The sequence below is a fragment of the Streptomyces sp. NBC_00631 genome (assembly GCF_045206895.1).
Lineage (GTDB): Bacteria > Actinomycetota > Actinomycetes > Streptomycetales > Streptomycetaceae > Streptomyces.
This window is the reverse complement of the sequence record NZ_CP107734.1, coordinates 5,191,928-5,210,475: the sequence shown is the minus strand read 5'-3', so window position 1 is coordinate 5,210,475 and position 18,548 is coordinate 5,191,928. Positions and strand designations below refer to the sequence as shown.

At 70.6% G+C, this 18,548-nt stretch carries 19 protein-coding genes and 2 pseudogenes; 13 read left to right on the top strand and 8 right to left on the bottom strand.

Features of this window, described 5'->3' with window-relative positions; genetic code table 11:
* Positions 1 to 93: 93 nt before the first annotated feature.
* The 3 genes from OHB00_RS23790 to OHB00_RS23780 all read right to left on the bottom strand — a co-directional run bounded on the left by OHB00_RS23790 (position 94) and on the right by OHB00_RS23780 (position 3,783).
* Positions 94 to 1,404, bottom strand: coding sequence for a PP2C family protein-serine/threonine phosphatase (locus OHB00_RS23790; protein WP_406437367.1), 1,311 nt, complete (start codon positions 1,402 to 1,404; stop codon positions 94 to 96).
* Between the two features lie 289 nt (positions 1,405 to 1,693).
* Complete coding sequence (locus OHB00_RS23785) at positions 1,694 to 2,806, bottom strand: NlpC/P60 family protein (protein WP_406437365.1); 1,113 nt, start codon at positions 2,804 to 2,806, stop codon at positions 1,694 to 1,696.
* 182 nt (positions 2,807 to 2,988) lie between these two features.
* Positions 2,989 to 3,783: a class I SAM-dependent methyltransferase gene (locus tag OHB00_RS23780; RefSeq protein ID WP_406437363.1), complete on the bottom strand. Its 795-nt coding sequence runs from the start codon at positions 3,781 to 3,783 to the stop codon at positions 2,989 to 2,991.
* 290 nt (positions 3,784 to 4,073) lie between these two features.
* Between OHB00_RS23780 and mshA the strand changes: the two genes are divergently transcribed.
* The 3 genes from mshA (at position 4,074) to OHB00_RS23765 (ending at position 7,682) form a co-directional block, all read left to right on the top strand.
* A complete protein-coding gene (gene mshA / locus OHB00_RS23775; RefSeq protein WP_406437361.1) occupies positions 4,074 to 5,411 on the top strand; it encodes a D-inositol-3-phosphate glycosyltransferase in 1,338 nt (445 codons plus the stop codon).
* Complete coding sequence (locus OHB00_RS23770) at positions 5,404 to 5,904, top strand: YbjN domain-containing protein (RefSeq protein WP_406437360.1); 501 nt, start codon at positions 5,404 to 5,406, stop codon at positions 5,902 to 5,904. Before mshA ends, OHB00_RS23770 begins: the two co-directional genes overlap by 8 nt.
* A 146-nt stretch (positions 5,905 to 6,050) precedes the next feature.
* Positions 6,051 to 7,682: a glycosyl hydrolase family 28-related protein gene (locus tag OHB00_RS23765; protein ID WP_406437358.1), complete on the top strand. Its 1,632-nt coding sequence runs from the start codon at positions 6,051 to 6,053 to the stop codon at positions 7,680 to 7,682.
* 145 nt (positions 7,683 to 7,827) lie between these two features.
* Here OHB00_RS23765 and OHB00_RS23760 read toward each other — a convergent pair whose 3' ends face one another.
* The gene (locus OHB00_RS23760) at positions 7,828 to 8,064 is read right to left on the bottom strand and encodes a hypothetical protein (protein ID WP_406437357.1); all 237 of its coding nucleotides are present in this window, start codon (positions 8,062 to 8,064) and stop codon (positions 7,828 to 7,830) included.
* Positions 8,065 to 8,083: 19 nt separating this feature from the next.
* Complete coding sequence (locus OHB00_RS23755) at positions 8,084 to 8,701, bottom strand: TetR/AcrR family transcriptional regulator (RefSeq protein ID WP_406437355.1); 618 nt, start codon at positions 8,699 to 8,701, stop codon at positions 8,084 to 8,086.
* Between the two features lie 84 nt (positions 8,702 to 8,785).
* Here OHB00_RS23755 and OHB00_RS23750 point away from each other — a divergent pair, with 84 nt between their 5' ends.
* The 4 genes and pseudogenes from OHB00_RS23750 (at position 8,786) to OHB00_RS23735 (ending at position 11,227) form a co-directional block, all read left to right on the top strand.
* Entirely contained in the window at positions 8,786 to 9,523 is a 738-nt protein-coding gene (locus OHB00_RS23750) for an SDR family oxidoreductase (protein WP_406437353.1), read from the top strand.
* Positions 9,524 to 9,767: 244 nt separating this feature from the next.
* Positions 9,768 to 9,902: a helix-turn-helix domain-containing protein gene (locus OHB00_RS23745; RefSeq protein WP_406437351.1), complete on the top strand. Its 135-nt coding sequence runs from the start codon at positions 9,768 to 9,770 to the stop codon at positions 9,900 to 9,902.
* A gap of 12 nt (positions 9,903 to 9,914) precedes the next feature.
* Positions 9,915 to 10,337, top strand: a pseudogene (locus OHB00_RS23740) (helix-turn-helix domain-containing protein); the annotation flags it as partial.
* A gap of 83 nt (positions 10,338 to 10,420) precedes the next feature.
* Complete coding sequence (locus OHB00_RS23735; protein ID WP_406437349.1) at positions 10,421 to 11,227, top strand: hypothetical protein; 807 nt, start codon at positions 10,421 to 10,423, stop codon at positions 11,225 to 11,227.
* A 13-nt stretch (positions 11,228 to 11,240) separates the two neighbouring features.
* Here OHB00_RS23735 and OHB00_RS23730 read toward each other — a convergent pair whose 3' ends face one another.
* Positions 11,241 to 12,056 carry a helix-turn-helix domain-containing protein gene (locus OHB00_RS23730; protein WP_406437347.1) on the bottom strand — a complete coding sequence of 272 codons (816 nt, stop codon included), beginning with the start codon at positions 12,054 to 12,056 and terminating at the stop codon, positions 11,241 to 11,243.
* 49 nt (positions 12,057 to 12,105) lie between these two features.
* Between OHB00_RS23730 and OHB00_RS23725 the strand changes: the two genes are divergently transcribed.
* A complete protein-coding gene (locus OHB00_RS23725) occupies positions 12,106 to 12,561 on the top strand; it encodes a DUF2000 family protein (protein ID WP_406437346.1) in 456 nt (151 codons plus the stop codon).
* 111 nt (positions 12,562 to 12,672) lie between these two features.
* Positions 12,673 to 13,788 carry a hypothetical protein gene (locus tag OHB00_RS23720; protein WP_406437344.1) on the top strand — a complete coding sequence of 372 codons (1,116 nt, stop codon included), beginning with the start codon at positions 12,673 to 12,675 and terminating at the stop codon, positions 13,786 to 13,788.
* A gap of 102 nt (positions 13,789 to 13,890) precedes the next feature.
* On the opposite strand, the gene OHB00_RS23715 is transcribed toward OHB00_RS23720, so the two are convergent.
* Complete coding sequence (locus tag OHB00_RS23715; protein WP_406437342.1) at positions 13,891 to 15,150, bottom strand: MDR family MFS transporter; 1,260 nt, start codon at positions 15,148 to 15,150, stop codon at positions 13,891 to 13,893.
* Between the two features lie 177 nt (positions 15,151 to 15,327).
* Between OHB00_RS23715 and OHB00_RS23710 the strand changes: the two genes are divergently transcribed.
* The 3 genes from OHB00_RS23710 to OHB00_RS23700 all read left to right on the top strand — a co-directional run bounded on the left by OHB00_RS23710 (position 15,328) and on the right by OHB00_RS23700 (position 17,442).
* Positions 15,328 to 16,089, top strand: coding sequence for a phosphoglyceromutase (locus OHB00_RS23710; protein WP_406437340.1), 762 nt, complete (start codon positions 15,328 to 15,330; stop codon positions 16,087 to 16,089).
* A 281-nt stretch (positions 16,090 to 16,370) separates the two neighbouring features.
* Positions 16,371 to 16,778, top strand: a complete 408-nt coding sequence (locus OHB00_RS23705; protein WP_406437338.1) for an NUDIX domain-containing protein — start codon at positions 16,371 to 16,373, stop codon at positions 16,776 to 16,778.
* Positions 16,779 to 16,944: 166 nt separating this feature from the next.
* Positions 16,945 to 17,442, top strand: coding sequence for a GNAT family N-acetyltransferase (locus OHB00_RS23700; protein WP_406437336.1), 498 nt, complete (start codon positions 16,945 to 16,947; stop codon positions 17,440 to 17,442).
* Here the strand turns inward: OHB00_RS23700 and OHB00_RS23695 are convergent.
* Positions 17,429 to 17,542: pseudogene (locus OHB00_RS23695) on the bottom strand (winged helix-turn-helix transcriptional regulator); the annotation flags it as partial. The gene OHB00_RS23700 and the pseudogene OHB00_RS23695 sit on opposite strands and share 14 nt — an antisense overlap.
* Positions 17,543 to 17,803: 261 nt before the next feature.
* Here OHB00_RS23695 and OHB00_RS23690 point away from each other — a divergent pair.
* Positions 17,804 to 18,250 (top strand): peptidoglycan-binding protein, encoded by a 447-nt coding sequence (locus tag OHB00_RS23690; RefSeq protein WP_406437334.1) that lies wholly within the window; start codon positions 17,804 to 17,806, stop codon positions 18,248 to 18,250.
* Positions 18,251 to 18,548 lie beyond the last annotated feature (298 nt).

The following is an 18,548-nucleotide window of genomic DNA, read 5'->3' as shown; positions in this document are numbered from 1 at the left end:
CTGTGTTGATATGCGGCTCCGCCGCGTGGGCGCGGCAAGCCACGACCTGCCCGCTCCCGGCGCACTACAGTTCCCGCGACGGCGCGTGGCCGATCAAACGCCCCGATCCAGCAGCACAACGGCCACGTCATCCGTCAGCTCGCCCCCGTTGAGCTGCCGCACCTCATTCACCGCCGCCCGCAACAACGCCTCCCCGGTCAGGCCGGAGGCCAGTTGCCGACGGACCATCTCGACCATCCCCTCCTGCCCCAGCCGCTCGCCGCCCGAGCCCACCCGGCCCTCGATCAGCCCGTCGGTGTAGAGCATCAGGCTCCACTCGGCGCCCAGCTCCACCTGCATCCGCGGCCACCGGGCCCCCTTCAGCAGCCCCAGCGCCGGGCCGTTGTTCTCGTACGGCAGCAGCTCGGCCGGACGTCCGGGCCGGGCGACCAGCGGCGCCGGGTGCCCGGCCAGGCACAGCCCGGCCCGGCGCCCGTCCGGCGCTATGTCGACGGTGCAGAGCGTCGCGAAGATCTCCTCGTCGGAGCGCTCGTGCTCCAGCACCTCCTGGAGCGTGGAGAGCAGCTCGTCGCCGCACAGCCCCGCCAGGGTCAGCGCCCGCCAGGCGATCCGCAGCTCCACGCCGAGCGCGGCCTCGTCCGGGCCGTGCCCGCAGACGTCACCGATCATCGCGTGCACGGTCCCGTCGGGCGTGCGCACGGTGTCGTAGAAGTCACCGCCGAGGAGCGCCCGGGAGCGGCCGGGGCGGTAGCGGGCGGCGAAGCGCAGCGAGGAACCCTCCAGCAGAGGCGTGGGCAGCAGGCCCCGCTCAAGGCGCCGGTTCTCCTGCGCCCGCAGCCGCCCCTCCGCGAGCTTGCGCTCGGTCGTGAGGGAGCGTTTGCGCTCGACGGCGTACCGGATGGCGCGGCTCAGCAGCCGTCCGTCCAGTTCGTCCCGGAAGAGGTAGTCCTGCGCGCCGACGCGCACGGCCTCGGTGCCGCGCTCGGCGTCGCCGGAGGCGGTGAGCGCCAGCACGGCGTGCCGGGGCGCGAGCTCCAGCACGTGCTTGAGCACGGCAAGCTCGCCCTCCGCGTCCTTGCCGCCCGGCGCCGGCAGCGCCAGGTCCAGCAGGATGCAGTGGACGTCGTCGGTCAGCAGCCGCTCGGCCTCGGTGAGGTTGCGGGCGGTGCGGACGCGGATCGAGGTGCCGGACGCGTCACGCAACTCGGGCAGGACCGGCGAGCCGGCCGGATCGTCCTCGATCAGCAGCAGGGTGAGAGTGGTGCCGCCAGTGTTCGGGGTGACGGCTTCCGTGCGGTTGGCCTCTTCCTTGAGGGGGCCGCCGGCCTGTGCGGGCGCGGCGGCCGGCGCCTGACCACTCTCCACGGCCGGGATCGCTCTCTGCCGCGGTACGGGTACGGGCATCGTGTTGGGTTCCTTCCCTCCCCCCGAGGGCATGGCGGGGCGAGGGACCTCGACCCACCCGACGGGGACCATAGCGGTACTGGCCGCCGCAGCGGAATGGTGTGAGCCGCGTCGCTCTGTCTCAGGCCAATGTCATATGCCGCGTGCCGTACCGCAGTTGGGCAAGAAGGCCGCCCGACGGGAATGACGAAGGTCACGTGCCCCCGGAGTTTGAGCGGCCGTTGGCGTGCACTCGGTCACATGACTCAGCTCACGAAAGGGACATCACACCCAAAGCACCTGGCGCTGCTCAGGCGTCCGGTCGTACCACCCCGAGGATCGGCATCGACCCCGCGCCGCCGATCGACACCGTCCGCCCCGGGCGCGGGGCCTGGATGATCGCGCCGTCCCCGATGTACATCGCGACATGGCTGGCGTCGTCGTAGTAGATGATCAGGTCGCCGGGCCGCATGTCCTTGACGTCGATGTGCCTGAGCTGCTTCCACTGCTCCTCGGAGGTGCGCGGAATCGGCTTCCCGGCGCTCGCCCAGGCCTGCGAGGTCAGCCCGGAGCAGTCGTACGAGTCCGGGCCCTCGGCGCCCCACACGTACGGCTTGCCGAGCTGGGCGGTGGCGAACGCGACCGCCTTCTGGCCCGCCGCGGACGCCTTGCTGTGGATCTCGTCGAGTATCCCGGTGTCCAGCCAGGCGGTCTGCGCCTTGTAGGCGGTCTCCCGCTCCAGTTCGGCGAGCCGCTCCTTCTGCTTCTTCTCCAGCTTCGACTGGAGCTCCTCGGCGGCGGCGATCCGCTGCTTGATCTTCTTCTTCGCGGCGGCCTTCGCCTTGCGGCCCGCCTCCAGCTTGTCCCACTGGTCGGCCGCGTCCGCCGCGTACTGCGTCAAGTCCTGCTGGGTCTGGGTCAGTTCCCTGATCAGGGCCTTGGTGGCGCGCTCGCCCTGGAGCACCCGCCCGGCCCCGTCCAGGAACTCGGAGGGGTCGTCGCTCAGTATCAGCTGGGCGGTGTCCGGCAGTCCGCCGGTGCGGTACTGGGCGGCGGCCGCCCGGCCCGCCCGCTCCTTCAGCTCGTCGAGCTTCTGCTGTCCCTTGACGATCTTCTTCGCCAGGTCGACGATCTCGGCGGACTGCTTCCGGGCCGCCTCCTCGGCGGCGTTGTACGCGTCGGTGGCGACGGCCGCGTCGTGGTAGAGCGTGTCCAGCTTCTCGCGTACGGCCTCAAGGTCCTTGTCCGGCGGGAGAGTCGCGGAGGTGCCGGCCGAGGCCGAGGCGGTGGGGGAGGTGGTCGGGCCGGGCGCCGCGAACGCCGTGCCGGGTGCTGCCAGCACCGTCACCGCGCAGACCACGGTCACCGCCGTCGCCAGGATCCCGCGCCCACCTGCCCGGACGGTGCGCTTGTCCGGTCCCATGACCCGTCCCCCAAAACTGATTAACCGTCAGTAACTTACGACACGTGGAGGATCGTGCCACGGCGTGCCGCAAAGCGACAGAGGTGACGGCAGGTGGATTCCTCCCCGGTTTCCCCCCGAGCATGACGATCTTCCCGCCTTTGTGACGAACGACTCATCGAGATCGTTCCCACCCCGTCCCATCAGGCCTTCGGCGCCAAGGCCCCCCACGCCACCGTCACTTCGCCCTGCCGCCAGCGCGCCGCCGAGTCCGTCACCGGCCAGTCGGCCGTGAGATCCCGTACCGCCCGGATCCACCGCTGCCGGGCGCCGTACGACGCGTAGGGCGCGGCCGCCGCCCACGCGCGGTCGAAGTCCCGCAGGAACGCGTGCACCGGCTCGCCCGGCACATTGCGGTGGATCAGCGCCTTCGGCAGCCGCTCGGCGAGGTCCGAGGGCCGGTCCAGGGAGCCGAGCCGGGTCGCGAAGGTCACCGTCCGGGGCCCCTCTGCCCCGAGCGCCACCCACACGTGCCGCCGACCGATCTCGTCACAGGTCCCCTCCACCAGCAGCCCGCCGGGCGCGAGTCGCCCGCACAGTCGCCGCCACACCTCGGCGACCTCGCTCTCGTCGTACTGCCGCAGCACGTTGGCCGCGCGGATGAGCAACGGCCGCGCGGGAACGGGGATCTCGAACCCGCCGTGCCGGAAGGTGAGCCCCTCCCGCTCGTACGGCCTGGCCGCGGCGACCCGCGCGGGCTCGATCTCGATCCCGACGACACGCGCACGTGACGCGACGGTACGGAGCCGGCCGAGAAGTTCGACGGCGGTCCAGGGTGCGGCGCCGTATCCGAGGTCGATGGCGACGGGGTCGCCCGCGCGCCGCAGCTCGGCCCCGTGCGCGGCGGCGATCCACCGGTCCATACGACGCAGCCGATTGGGGTTCGTGGTCCCGCGCGTCACCGTTCCCACGGGGCGGGAAGCGGCGCGGGCTGTCATGTCTAAGAGGGTAGACAGTGACGCGCCCCGCACTGACGCGCCCCACAGGGGTGCGGGCGTGCCGGTATGCGGCTCCGCCGCGTGGGCGCGCTCAACCCCCACCCCGCGCGCACCCGAAACCACAACCGCACCACCCCACGCATCCCACCCTCGAACGGTTGAGCGACTCCAGGCAATGTGTCAGTAAAATTGGCCGCCGCTGGAATGGGAAACCGCCCCTCCGCTGTTGCACACCCAGAGGACCCCCGAGGTCCTCCCGATGGCATGCCCGCACCAAGGAGGACCGCCACGTGAGCCAGTACATCAGCAGGCTCGCTCGCCACTCCCCGTCGGCTGCCTCCCGGCTCCGCCGGGCCCGCAGGCCACGCCGCATCGCCATGCTCTCGGTACACACCTCACCGCTCCACCAGCCCGGCACCGGCGACGCCGGCGGCATGAACGTCTACATCGTGGAGCTCGCGCAGCGCCTCGCCGCGCTCGACATCGACGTCGAGATCTTCACCCGGGCCACCTCCGGCGGCCTCCCGCCGACCGTCGAACTCGCCCCCGGGGTCCTCGTCCGGCACGTCGACGCCGGCCCGTACGAGGGCCTCGCCAAGGAAGACCTCCCCGCCCAGCTGTGCGCCTTCACGCACGGCGTGATGCAGGCCTGGGCCGGCCACCGCCCCGGCTACTACGACCTCGTCCACTCGCACTACTGGCTCTCCGGCCACGTCGGCTGGCTCGCCGCCCAGCGCTGGGGTGTCCCGCTCGTACACGCCATGCACACCATGGCCAAGGTCAAGAACGCCAGCCTGGCCGACGGCGACGCCCCCGAGCCCGCCGCCCGGGTCATCGGCGAGACCCAGATCGTCGCCGCGGCCGACCGCCTCATCGCCAACACCTCCGAAGAGGCCGACGAACTCGTCCGCCACTACAGCGCCGACCCCGCCAAGGTCGCCGTCGTGCACCCCGGCGTGAACCTCGACCGTTTCCGCCCGGCGGACGGCCGCGCCGCGGCCCGCGCCCGCCTCGATCTCCCCCAGGACGCCCTGATCCCGCTCTTCGCGGGCCGCATCCAGCCGCTCAAGGCCCCCGACGTGCTGCTGCGCGCCGTGGCCGTCCTCCTCGACGAACGCCCCGAACTCCGCTCCCGGATCCTCGTGCCGATCGTCGGCGGCCCCAGCGGCAGCGGTCTCGCCAAGCCCGAGGGCCTGCAGAAGCTGGCCGCGCGGCTCGGCATCGCGGACGTCGTACGATTCCGTCCTCCCGTCGGCCAGGAGCAGCTCGCGGACTGGTTCCGGGCGGCCTCCGTCCTGGTCATGCCGTCCTACAGCGAGTCCTTCGGCCTGGTGGCGATAGAGGCCCAGGCGGCCGGCACCCCCGTCCTCGCCGCCTCGGTCGGCGGCCTGCCCGTGGCCGTACGGGACGGCGAGACCGGCTTCCTGGTGTGCGGGCACGATCCGGCCGACTACGCGCGCGTACTGCGCCGTTTCGCCGACGACGCGTCCCTGACGGACCGTTTCGGCAGCGCCGCCGCCCGGCACGCCCAGTGCTTCGGCTGGGACACTGCTGCCGCCGCCACCGCCGACGTCTACCTTGCCGCGACCCAGTCCCACCGCCGTCGCGTACGCTCGGCCCATGGGTGATGTCGACAAGGCCGCGCAGGTCATCGAGGGTGTCCTCAAGGACGCCGAACTGGAGTGGGAGAGCCCAGAGTCCGGCACCTACGTCGTCCAGCTCCCCGGCACCCGCAAGCTGAAGACGACCGTCTCCCTCCTCGTCGGCCGGCACTCCCTCTCCCTGAACGCCTTCGTCATCCGGCACCCCGACGAGAACGAACCGGCCGTGCACCGCTGGCTCCTGGAGCGCAACCTCAAGCTGTACGGCGTGAGTTACGCCGTCGACCGCCTCGGCGACATCTACGTCACCGCGAGGCTCTCGGTCGGCTCCGTCACCGCCGACGAGGTCGACCGCCTCCTCGGCCAGGTCCTGGAGGCCGCGGACGGCGCCTTCAACACGCTCCTGGAGCTGGGCTTCGCCTCGGCGATCCGCAAGGAGTACGCGTGGCGGGTGGCGCGGGGCGAGTCGACCCGGAACCTGGATGCGTTCACCCACCTGATCCAGCGTCCCGCTGACTGACTTCAGGTCCATACCTGATTGACCTCTGCACGACTCTTTCGAGGTGCCGGGCCGTCGTGGCATGCTCACGGCCGACGCAGATCTGAACGTCGTTCACAACCATGAAAGCCACCATGGGAAGGACGTACGGAATGAGCACCACGCGCATGACCAGACGGACCCTGCTTGCCGGTGCCACGGCGGTGGCCGCGTCCGCCGTGGCGGGCGGCGCGGCCCACGCCGCCGACGCGGACGGCCAGGTCCCCTCCCTCTGGCGGGAGTTCCGGCGCACCCCCTTCACGCACCCGCAGATCCCCTACGTGGGCCGGGCCGGAGCGGCCCGCGTCCGCCGCCTCCCCGTCGTCGCCGACGTCCGCGCGTTCGGCGCCGTGGCCGACGGCGTCACCGACTGCGCCCCCGCGATCAACCGTGCCATCGCCGCTGCCGCCAGGGCCGGCGGTGGCACGGTCACCATTCCGCCCGGTACGTTCCGCATCGACGGCCTGATCCTCCTCGGTCACGACAACGTGGTGCTGCGCGGCGCCGGCAGCGGCCGTACGACGCTGTACGCGACGAAGAACCTCACCGAACTCATCGGCCCGTACGGCTCCCGCTACGGCGGCACCAAGTCGGCGTGGTCGTGGGCCGGCGGGCTCATCTGGCTGGCCCCGAAGGCCCGTTGGGACTCCCTGGTCGCGGCCGTCAAGGCGCAGGCCTGGCCCTTCGAGGGCTGGACGGGCAACAAGCGGGACGAGTGGGAGCGGCTGACGCCCGTCGAACCGGCCCGGCAGGGCGACCGGACGGTCACCGTCACCGACCCCTCACGCCTGCGCCCCGGCCGGCTCGTCCTGCTCCGCGTCTTTGACGACACCACCCACACCCTCCTCCAGCACATGTCCGGCGGCGGCCCCGGCCCGGCGTCGTACTACTGGGAGGACAAGACCAAGCTGCTGTCGTACGTCCCCTACGAGTGGCCCGTCCGGGTCACGGCCGTCCGCGGCCGCCGGGTGACCCTGGAACGCCCGCTCCCGCTGGACCTCCGCCCCGAATGGAACCCCCAGCTCACCACCCACGTCCGGGAACTGACCGGCGCCGGCGTCGAAGGGCTCACCCTCGACGTCATGGAGACCCCGCAGTCCCCGCACCTCCTCGACAAGGGCTACAACGGGGTCGTCCTGCAGTGCGCGTACGACTGCTGGGTGGACGACGTCACCGTCCGCAACGTCGACAACGGCTTCGGCCTGGTCGCCGCCTCCGCCTGCACCCTGCGCCGCACCCGGGTCGGCGGCCGGGGCGAGCACCACCCCTACTTCTGCCGCGAGGGCTCGCACGACAACCTGATCGAGGACTTCACCGTCGAACAGCGCACGGTCCCGGCCCCCGCCGACACCCAGCTCCACGGCATCAACGTCGAGGGGCTCTCCTCCTACAACGTCTGGTCGCGCGGCGAGATGCAGATGGGCACCTTCGACTCCCACCGAGGCCTGCCCTTCGCCAACGTCCGCACCGACATCACCGTGAACAACAACGGCCGCCACGGCGGCGACGCCAACGCCGGGCCGCTGTTCGGCGCCCGCTTCACCCACTGGAACATCCGCGTGACCAACGGCCGTGCGGGCCTGATGCGCCTCGACGCCCTGGCCCCGTACTCCGCCACCGTCGGCCTCGACACGGTCACCGACTTCGACCAGATCGACGTCCCCGACTTCACCGGCGACCTGCACTCCCGCCTGGAGCTGTACGGCACCTGGGACGCGGTACGGCCGCGGAACCTGTACGAGGCCCAGCGCGGGCTCTAGTGCGGCGCGTCGCAGGTCTTGCTGGTTGAGTGTGCGGGGTCCGGCTACGCGTGGTGGTCAGCGAGGTGGACGAGGGCGGCGGTGCCGAAGGCTGCCGTCGGGCTGCCGGTGCGCGAGACCGCGTCGGTGTAGGCGTCGCTGGCACTCAAGTACATGGCGAAGCCCAGGCGTTGTCGTCGCCGAGGTATTCGATGCGGCACAGCGGGATGCGCACGTCCTCGCCCTCTTCCTCGACGATCGCCGTGAGGTAGCCGAACGAACCGCGCGACCGGGTGTCAACCTCGGCCAAGGCGGGCCGGCTTTGCAGCTGGAAGGCGTGGTGGTCGACGGTGTCGTCGACCACTTCCTTCAGGCGTTTGGGGGGAGCCGGCATGGTGATCACCCAAGCTCCCGGCTGGTGCTCACGTCACGTTGCCGCGCAGCAGCGCCGTCGCCGCGCGCGTGGCGCGTGTGGCGACATCCTCGGGGGAGAGGCGGGAGCGGGTCAGGAAGTCCTCCGTGTCCAGGGTGACGTAGCCGTGGGCCAGGACGAAGAGCTGTTCAAGTAGGAGCAGTGCCTGGGAAGGGTCGGCGTGGCCCGCCTCCCGGGCGAGGTTGAGCAGCAGCGCCATCAGGGCCCGGCCGGCCCGGGCCACGTCGGCGTCGCGCAGTGGCCTCAGCTCCCGGGCGAAGATCACGTCGAGGCCGGCGCCGCGGTCGGACACGTGGCGCACGTATGCCCCCGCGGTGGCCGCGAGCCGGTCGATCGGATCGGGGCCGGCCGCCTGCGCGGCGGCCTCCATGGACCGGGTGAGCTCGTCGGCGGCCTGTGCCGCGACGGCAGCGAGCAGCGCGTCACGGTTGGGGAAGTGACGGTACGGGGCGGCCGTGCTCACCCCGAGCCTTCGGGCGAGTTCGGCGACGGAGAAGCCGGCCATCCCCGTCTCGGAGAGCAGCACGAAGCTCTCAGCGATCAGCGCCGAGCGGAGCTGCCCCCGGGCAGGGCGCTCACTCCCCGCCCCAACTGCTGCGTCAGTCACTCGGCCCACCTTCCTTGACCATAAGTAAGAGACCACTTACTTTAGAAGTGATAGCCCTCTTACTTCTAGCACTGGAGGCCGCGCATGACGGGGATCGACGGCAAGGTGGTGGCCATCACGGGCGCGGGCAGCGGGATCGGCGAGGCGAGCGCGCTGCTCCTCGCGTCGCGCGGCGCGAAGCTCGTCCTCGGAGCGCGTCGGAGCGACCGGCTGGAAGCGCTCGCCGCCCGCATCGAGGCCGATGGCGGCACGGCCGCCTGGACGACGACGGACGTGCGTCGCCGCGGAGACCTCGCGGACCTGGTGGCGTACGCCTGCGGGCGCTATGGCGCGCTCGACGTCCTCGTCAGCAACGCCGGGATCGGCCCCATCTCGCCGTTCGACGAGCTGCGCGTCGAGGACTGGGACCAGATGATCGACGTCAACTTCCGCGGCGTGCTGCACGGGACCGCGGCAGCGCTCCCCGTGTTCCGCAAGCAGGGCAGGGGGCAGTTCGTCAACGTCGTCTCGACCGCCGGGCTGCGCATCGTGCCGAACCAGGCTGTCTACGCGGCGACGAAGAACGCAGTCCGCACCGTCTCCGAGGGACTGCGCCAGGAAGCCGGGCCCGACCTGCGGGTCACCATGGTCTCGCCCGGCTACGTCGCGACGGAGTTCGCCGACTCGGTCACCAGCCCCACCGTCAAGTCGCAGGCCCCGGCGGTCGACTTCTCCCTCTCCCTCTCCCCCGACGACATCGCCCGCGCTGTCGCCTTCGCGATCGAGCAGCCGTCGAACGTCGACGTCGGGGACATCGTCGTCCGCCCCACGGCACAGAGCTGACGCCTCGCCGGCCTCGCCGGGCGAACTCATCGACGCCCAGGTGCGTTTCCTCCGGAGGGACGGGCCTGACCGGGGATCTCCCGGCTTCGCCCGCCTGTCCGGCAGGGAGCGAAGCGCCAGAAGGCTGTCAGCGATTGATGATCACCCCAGCTTCCGGCTGGTGCTTACCCCAAAGGAAACGCACCCCTTCGTGGCCCATCCACCCGCACCGCCGTTGCCGCTTTCACGCAAGCAGGAACGCAATATGCGCACGCTCGTGGCCGCTGCCGGGCAGGCGGTGGTGCGGCGCGCACGGATCGTACTGCTGGCCGCCGCGGGCCGGCCCACCACCGCCATCGCCGCCGAGCTCGGCTGCAGGGTGCCCACCGTCCGCACCTGACGCGAACGCTTCCGCCGCCGTGGGGTGGCGGGCCTGTTCGACCGCCCGCGCAGCGGACGCCCCGAACAGCATGGTCCCAGCGCGCGCCTGGCCGTGGTGGCCACCGCTACCAGCGTGCCGCCCGAGGGAGCCACGCTATGGACCGGCGTCACCATCGCCGCCCACCTGGCCGAACGCGGCCTGGTGCTCTCGCCCTCCACGGTCGGCCGGGCCCTGGCCGAGGCGAAGGTGCGCCCGCACAGGGTCCGCGGCTGGCTCAACCGGGCCGACGACGACGCGTTCTGGTCCCAGGCCGGCGCGGTGTGCCGTCTCTACCTGGACGTCCCACCCGGCACGCTGCTGGTCAGCGTGGACGAGAAGACCCGGCGACCACCAGCAACCGGCAAAGGACCTGCGACGCGCTGCACTGGGCATCCCCGTGGGGCCTCGAACTGACGTCCGTCCGGCTGCTGTTAGCCTGCCGTAGCCCGGGCTCTTACCCGGCATTCACCTTCTCTCTCGTCAGTGAAGAGGTGCGCATGCGCGCAGGCAGATCATCCGGTCCGGCGGTGGTGCTCGCGGGGGCGCTGGCCCTGGGGGCCTTCGCGGCACCGTCGGCGGCGGCGGCCGACACCGGGATCACGGTGACCAAGATGGCCGTGAACAAGGGCAGGCCCATCGTGGTGGGCACCTCCGCGACGGTGCAGCCGGGCTTCACCTTCCGCATGACCTGGCCGTCCGGCGTCAAGCTCGCCGACGCACAGGTGCTGCCGTTCCTCTACCACGACACCACGGCCGCCAAGGGCGACGCGGACGGCGGTATCTACGTCAGCTCGGTCGGCTGCGGCGACAACGGCTCCGACGTCGCCGACTGCGGCGGCGAGTTCTCCATCGAGCCGCGCTACACCCTGGACTCCAACAACGACGCGACCACCTGGAAGATCGCGGCCGGCGCGAAGATCTGGGGCTCGGACGACAAGCTCAAGAGCCAGGAGATCCTGATCGGCCTCGGCACCGTGCAGGTCCTGCGCGCGGCCAGGGTCACCGCCAACGCCACCCCTGAGCCGGTCGCCAAGGGCAGGACGCTCACTGTGAAGGGCGCGATCACGCGGGCGGACTGGGTGAAGCACAAGTACGTCGGTTTCGGCGGCAAGTCCGCCAGGCTGCAGTTCCGCAAGAAGGGCAGCAGCACGTACACGACGCTGAAGACGGTGCGGGCCGACTCGGCCGGCGCGCTGAAGACCACGGTCAAGGCGTCCGTCGACGGCTACTACCGGTGGACCTTCGGCGCCACGGCCACCACCGGCGGCGCGACCGCCGCCGGCGACTACGTCGACGTCAGCTGACGTCAGCTGTAGGTCAGACGACGTCCCGCGCGCTGTCGCGATAGCGCCCCGGGGTCACCCCCACCAGCTTCCGGAAGTGCCGGGTGAGATGGGCCTGGTCGTAGAAGCCGGTGGCGGTGGCCGTTTCGCCGGGCGGCACGCCGTCGAGTAGCAGCCGGCGGGCCCGGCCGACCCGGCGGGACATCAGGTACTGGTGCGGTGCGATGCCGTACGCGCCGCTGAACGCCCGTACCAGGTGGGTGGGATGGGCGTGCAGCAGCCGCGCCGCCTCCTCCAGGGCGAGCCCGTCGGCGACCCGCTCGTCGAGGAGTTCGCGCAGGGCGCGGGCGAGAGACGGGTCTGCGGGCTCCCGTCTCAGGAGCCGGGGGCGGAGCAGGCCCCGCAGCCGGTCGCCGATCAGGGCGAGCCGGCTCTCGGCCTCCAGTTCGTCGCCGGGGCGGGCGAGGGCGGAGTGCAGCCGGCCGACCCGCTGCCGCAGCAGGGGGTCGCGCAGGTCGGGCCCGTCGACGGCGGCTCCGATGAGATCGTCCCCGAGCAGGGTCCCGTCCAGGTAGACCACGCGCTTGCGGAACCCGTCGGCGGTGGCGGGGGAGCCGTTGTGCGGCACGTGCGGCGGCAGCAGGGTCACGGTGTCGGCGGGGGTGCCGTGCTCGTGCTGGTCGAGGTCGTACCGGACGGCGCCGTCGTCCACGATGAGCAGCGTCCAGGCGTCATGGACGTGCATCGGATACGCGTACTCGGTGAAGCGGGCATGGAAGACCTCGGTGACGCCCGGGACACGGGGGCGCCAGGCGGTGACTTCCTGTGCGACGGACTGCCGGGCGGCCATGCAAAGAACGTACAAGACGGGGTCGTACGACGTTCGGCAGTCTCAGGGCATGAGTTCCACGAGCCCCCTGAACACCGCCCCGGCCCCCGCCCCCGTCCGTTTCGACACGAAGATCGCCGTGCTGCTGCGCGCGGACCTGGAGCCCTGGCAGCGGCTGAACGTCACCGCGTTCCTGGTCAGCGGCCTGGGCGCGACGCTTCCCGAGGTGGTCGGGGAGCCGTACGAGGACGCGGACGGCATCGCCTACCTGCCGATGTTCCGGCAGCCGGTGCTGGTCTTCGAGGGCGACAAGGAGACCCTGAAGGCCGCCCATGAGCGGGCCCTGAGCCGCGCCCTGCCCCGCGCCGTCTTCACCATGGACCTGTTCTCGACCGGCAACGACCGAGACAACCGAGCGGCGGTACGGGCCGTACCCACGGCGGAGCTCGACCTGGTCGGGCTCTCGGTGTACGGGCCGCGGAACGCGGTGGACAAGGTGCTGAAGGGGGCGCGGATGCATCCGTGACCTGCCGTGCCGGCCGATCACGTCGGCCGACCGGAGGAATCCCGTCGAGTAACCGGGTGATCTGATCATCGCAATTGCTGCGGTCCGGGCTGAATGTCGTATGTGAATGTCATGCGATACATCAGATTCTGCAGTGTGGCCGCGGCTACGGCGGCGATCGTCACGGGCCTGGCGGGTGGACCGGCGGCTGCCGCGGACCCGGATTACGTGCCCTGCAGCGGGACGGCACTGGCCCTTGCCGTCAACAACGCGCGCAACGGCGAGACCCTCGATCTTCGCCGTGACTGCATCTACCACCTGAGCATGGCTCTGCAGCCCATCCTCAACCGGGAGCTGACGATCAGGGGCAACGGCGCGACGATCGTCCGTGACGGGGCGAGCACCCTTGCTTTCCGGATCTTCGATGTGGCCTCGGGCGGCGACCTGCGCCTGAAGGACCTCACTGTCCGCGGTGGGGTCACCGCCGGGGACGGCGCCGGGATCCGCGTCAACGGCAACGGCGGGCTCAGGCTGACGAAGGTCGACGTACTCGACAACACCGCCACGGGGAACGGCGGCGGTGTCGCGGTGGCGCCGGGCGGCTCGGCGGACATCAGAAGCAGCTATGTGGCGTTCAACAACGCGGCCAACGGCGGTGGCCTCTACACCGCCGGGTCCGTGACCATCGAGAACTCCGAGTTCGCCCGCAACCACGCCCAGGCCTCCGGCGGCGGGATCCATCAGGGCGGCGGTATGACCTTCGTCGGCACGAGTGTGGTCCGGCGCAACACCGCGGCCGGGTCCGCGAGCGGCGGCGGCCTCTACATCGGCAACGGCACGATGGACATCAACCAGAGCAAGATCACGAACAACACCGACACGGGCAGCAGGGGCGGCGGGATCTACAACGGCGGGAACCTGACGCTCACGAAGTCCGAGGTCAGCGGCAACGTCGTCGGAGGCACGGCGGGCCAGGGCGGCGGCATCTACAACACGGGCACGCTCACGCTCAAAGGCACCGAGGTCTTCCGCAACAGCGCGAACGGCAGCGGCCTCTCTGTTGCCGGCGGCATCTACAACGCCGGCGGAACCGTCTCCCTCGACCACAGCACCATCCGCGACAACGCCTCCACGACGGCACCCGGAGGCCTCCGCACGAACGTCCCGATCATGCTCAGGGACTCGACCATCACCCACAACATCCCGACGAACTGCTTCCCGTCGGTGATCCCGGGCTGCACGGACTGACGCGTCCCGGCAGCCGGGCCCCTGCCCAAGGTCTTCAGGGTCTTCGAAGCCTCCCGAGGTCTTCGAGGGCTCCATCTCCAAGGGCAGGGGCCCGCCCCGCGTTCAGCCCGCCGGCACCCCCGCCTCCGCACTCGCCGTCGGAGCCGCAGCCGCGGCCCGTTCCGCCGGCGGTCGCCGCATCAGCAGCCCGTACCCGAGAGCCGCCGCCGTCCCCACGAGCGCGCACACCCCCCACAGCCATCGCGCCCCGAACCGGTCGATGACGATCCCGGACAGCAGCGGCGCGATGAGCGCGGCGGCGGACCAGGACAGTGTGTACATGCCCTGGTACCTGCCCCGCCCGTGCACCGGCGAGAGCCGCACCACCAGCCCCGTCTGGGTCGGCGCGTTGACGATCTCGGCGAGCGTCCACACGCACACGGTGAGCGCGAACACCCCGACCGACCCGGCGAACGCGGTGAGCCCGAAGCCGTACCCCGCGAGCAGGGACGAGACGACGAGCAGGGACCGCGGATCCCGGTGCTGGATGACCCGGGTCACCGGAATCTGCAGCACCACGATGAGGATCCCGTTCACGGCGATGGCCATGCCGTACTCGGCGGGCGAGAACCCGGCCTCGCCCATCGCCACCGGCAGCCCGACCGACCCCTGCTGGAAGACCAGGGCGACGAGGAACGACAGCCCGACGACGCTCATGTACCGCCCGTCGCGCACCACGGTTCCCAGGCTGACCTCGTCGTTCCTGGCGCCCTCCGCGGCGGCACGCACCGGCCGCGACTCGGGCAGCTTGGCGAAGACGAGGACGGCACAGACGGCGGTCATCCCCGCCTCGATCAGGAACCCGGCGCGGTAGCTGACCTCGGCGATGAACCCGGCGCCCATGGAGGACACGGCGAACCCCAGATTGATCGCCCAGTAGTTGAGCGAGAAGGCCCGTACCCGGTCCTCGGGCCGCACGATGTCGGCCATCATGGCCTGCACGGCCGGCCGGGAGGCGTTGGAGGCCACGCCGACCAGGAAGGCGACGGCGGCGATGGAGACGGGATCGCGCACGAACCCGAGCAGCGCGACGGCCGCGGCGGTGGAGCCCTGGGCGACGAGCAGGGTGGGCCGCCGCCCCAGCCGGTCGGCCATCACCCCGCCGCCCAGGGAGGACACGACCCCGCCCAGCCCGTGCAGGGAGGCGACGAGACCGGCGTACGACGCGCTGTACCCGCGGTCGAGGGTCAGGTACAGCGCCATGTACGTGGCCACGAAGGCGCCCAGCCGGTTGACGAGGGTGCTGGTCCACAGCCACCAGAACTCCCGGGGCAGACCGGAGACGGTCTCCCGGACGGCGCGTCGCAGGGCGGCGGACGACATGGTTCTCCCGGAGCAGGCGTGAGCGACAGGTGTAAGTGACGCAGGGCGTGACGGCAACTTACATACCTGCTGCTCGCCTGAGCCAGTCAATTAACAGATGCAGTCGGCTGTCCGCCCCCTGGGACGGCCCCCGGGCGCCCGCCCTCCGCCCCGAATACGTGGATTACGCTCTGACCCATGGCCGACGCACCGTACAAGCTGATCCTCCTCCGCCACGGCGAGAGCGAATGGAACGCGAAGAACCTGTTCACCGGCTGGGTGGACGTCAACCTCAACGAGAAGGGCGAGAAGGAGGCAGTCCGCGGCGGTGAGCTCCTGAAGGATGCCGACCTGCTCCCCGACGTGGTCCACACGTCCCTCCAGAAGCGCGCGATCCGCACCGCGCAGCTCGCGCTGGAGGCCGCCGACCGCCACTGGATCCCGGTCCACCGCAGCTGGCGCCTGAACGAGCGCCACTACGGCGCCCTCCAGGGCAAGGACAAGGCGGCGACGCTGGCCGAGTTCGGCGAGGAGCAGTTCATGCTCTGGCGCCGCTCGTACGACACCCCGCCCCCGCCGCTCGCCGACGACTCCGAGTTCTCCCAGGCCGCGGACCCGCGCTACTCCTCCATCCCCCCGGAGCTGCGCCCCCGCACGGAGTGCCTCAAGGACGTCGTCAACCGCATGCTCCCGTACTGGTACGACGGCATCGTCCCCGACCTCCTGGCCGGCCGCACGGTCCTGATCGCCGCCCACGGCAACAGCCTGCGTGCCCTGGTCAAGCACCTGGACAACATCTCGGACGCCGACATCGCCGGCCTGAACATCCCGACGGGCATCCCCCTCGCCTACGAACTGGACGCCGACTTCAAGCCGGTGACCCCCGGCGGCCAGTACCTCGACCCGGCCGCGGCAGCCGCGGCCATCGAGGCGGTCAAGAACCAGGGCAAGAAGAAGTAACCCTGCACGATCAAGCCCTCTACCTGCGGGTTCTCCGCGAGTAGGGGGCTTGATGCTGTGCTGGGGTCGTCTCCGGGTCGTGACGCTCAGATGCGCGTGATCCTCATACGAACCGGGACGAGCAGCGCCGCCTGTGTGACAACCGCCGCGAGCGGCGGCGAGCAAGTGAGAGGCACACCGCCCCAGGGCCAGGCGCCCGCCCAAGTTGCTTCGGGACGAAGCGGTCGTTCCCCGGACTCACCGCTGCGCTCAGGCGCTGCCCTCCGATACGGTCCCGAGCCATGGCGAATGGCAGCGATGTGCCGGAGAAGGTGGCGTGGATCCTGGTTCGGGACGGCCGGGTGTTGGTAACGCGTAGTCACGGCAGAGATCGCTTCTACTTCCCGGGCGGTCATCGTGAGCCGGGCGAGTCCGACGGCGAGACCCTGGTGCGGGAGATCGACGAGGAACTGCAGGCGGCGATCGACCCCGGCTCCATGGTGCACTTCGGCACGTTCGAGATCGGCGAGGGCCATCCTGATCACGGCCCTTTCCGGATGATCTGTTACACCGCTGATCACCGCGGCGAGCTGACCCCGTCGAGGGAGATTGCCGAGAAGGCGTGGTTCCGCTACGCCGATCGGGATCGAGTCTCGGCCGTCGACGAGCTGGCTTTCGACGCGCTTCACGAGGCCGGGCGGCTTTCCTGATCCCTTGACCGCTGCACAGGCGCGCCGGCAAGCACGGGAGTTGCCCATCAGCTCGCGAGCCATCGGATGGGCCGTCGGGCCACTGTCCGGGCCGTCTCTGGGCTGTCGGAGCAGCGCCATGGAAAACCGGTAGCGTCCGTGAAGGGCCGTCGTTACCGTCCCAGGGATGGAAATCGAGGTCAGGGAAGTCCTGGGCGGTCGCTCCGAGGACGACCTGGTGTGGGCACTGATCGAGGAACTCGGCCAGAGCGACTGGGTGCGCTTCACCGCGGGATTCCACCTGAGCTCCCACCTGCTCGCCGCGTACTCACCGGACGCGCTGCTGCTGGGCTTCTGCCGCTACGTCGTGCAGCCCATAGGCCCTGACACGGGCTGCCCGCCCATCACCGTCCAGGGGCAAGCCGTACACGAAGCCAAAATCCTCGCTTTCGGCGTTCCCGAGCGGTGGCGTCGACGGGGTGTGGGGACCGCCTTGCAGCGAGCGGTCATCGCGGCGGCCGGCGACAAGGGCTGCCACCAGGTCAGGTCCCACAGCTCGGGCGAGAACGTCGAGAACCACCAGCTCAAACTGCGGCTCGGCTTCGCTGTTCACCCGACCGTCCGGGACGACGATGACAGGGGCTGCTATTTCATCCTCCCGCTGCCCCTCCCCCCAGCGGGGTGAGCCCGTACTCGACGCGGGGCGGCACCTCGGCGTGGGCGTGGCGGCGGATGAGTCCGTGCGCCTGGAGCCGCCGGAGCGTCTGGGTGAGCCTCTTGCCGGAGGGCAAGCTCGTCCTCACCATCTGATTCTGCAGGAGGCGGCCAGAAAAGCAGGACGACTGCTCGGAAGTAACTCCCTGCTTTCCTTTCCCGCCCGTCTCAGGTTCGGAGCCGACAATATGGCCCGAAGTAAGTCATACGAGAAATCAGATCGCATTTTCCCAAGATTTGGGCGCCCGCCCCTGGCACGCTTTGGGGCGGTGCGGACGGCCCCTGCGGGCGGTCGCGCCGAAGCCTGCACAGTCGATCGGAAAGAGGAAGCAATGCGATCTTCTCTGGCCAGGGCACTCGTTGCCGCGACTGCCGTCGTCGGCATTGCCGCTGGAGGTCTTGCGGGTGCGAGTGCGAGCGTGGCGGCCCCCCAGCAGGCCACCAAGCCCGCGGTCAGCAGCCGGCAGATCCTCGCGGTGAACAACCTCGGCCTGGACACAGCCCGGGCCAGGAACTGGCAGAGCTGCCTGAACGCCTGGCACTTCAACGCCGGCACCGAGGACGGACAACTGGGCACCAACAGCTGGATGGCGGCACAGAGGATGCTCAACGCCTGGGGCTACAACGCCGGTGACGTCGACGGAATCGTCGGTCCCAACACGATCACGGCGCTGCAGAAGTTCCTCAACGCCGTCGGCGAGAACGCCGGCACCCCCGACGGGATCGCCGGACCGCAGACCAGGGCCGCGTTCTGGAACTACAACGCCACGGGCTGCTGAGCCGATCCTGCATGGTGCGTCGTGCCGGCCGAGCAGCGAACCGGCTGCTCGACCGGCACGGCACCGGACGCCGACTTCCGAGTCGAACTCACCGACTGCCCCGCCAGGATTTCGAGTCCACTCGATTCCACATAACTGAACGGCTTGCTTTTACACCTCGTTGAAACCACGCGACGCGTCATAGATGTCAGCCTCGACAACGGCCACGAAGAAGCTCGTCACGACGTAGTGGACCATTACGCGGTCTTCCCAGGCCGCGCGCGCCAAAGCGTCTCTTCATCGAGCGGAATTCTATGGA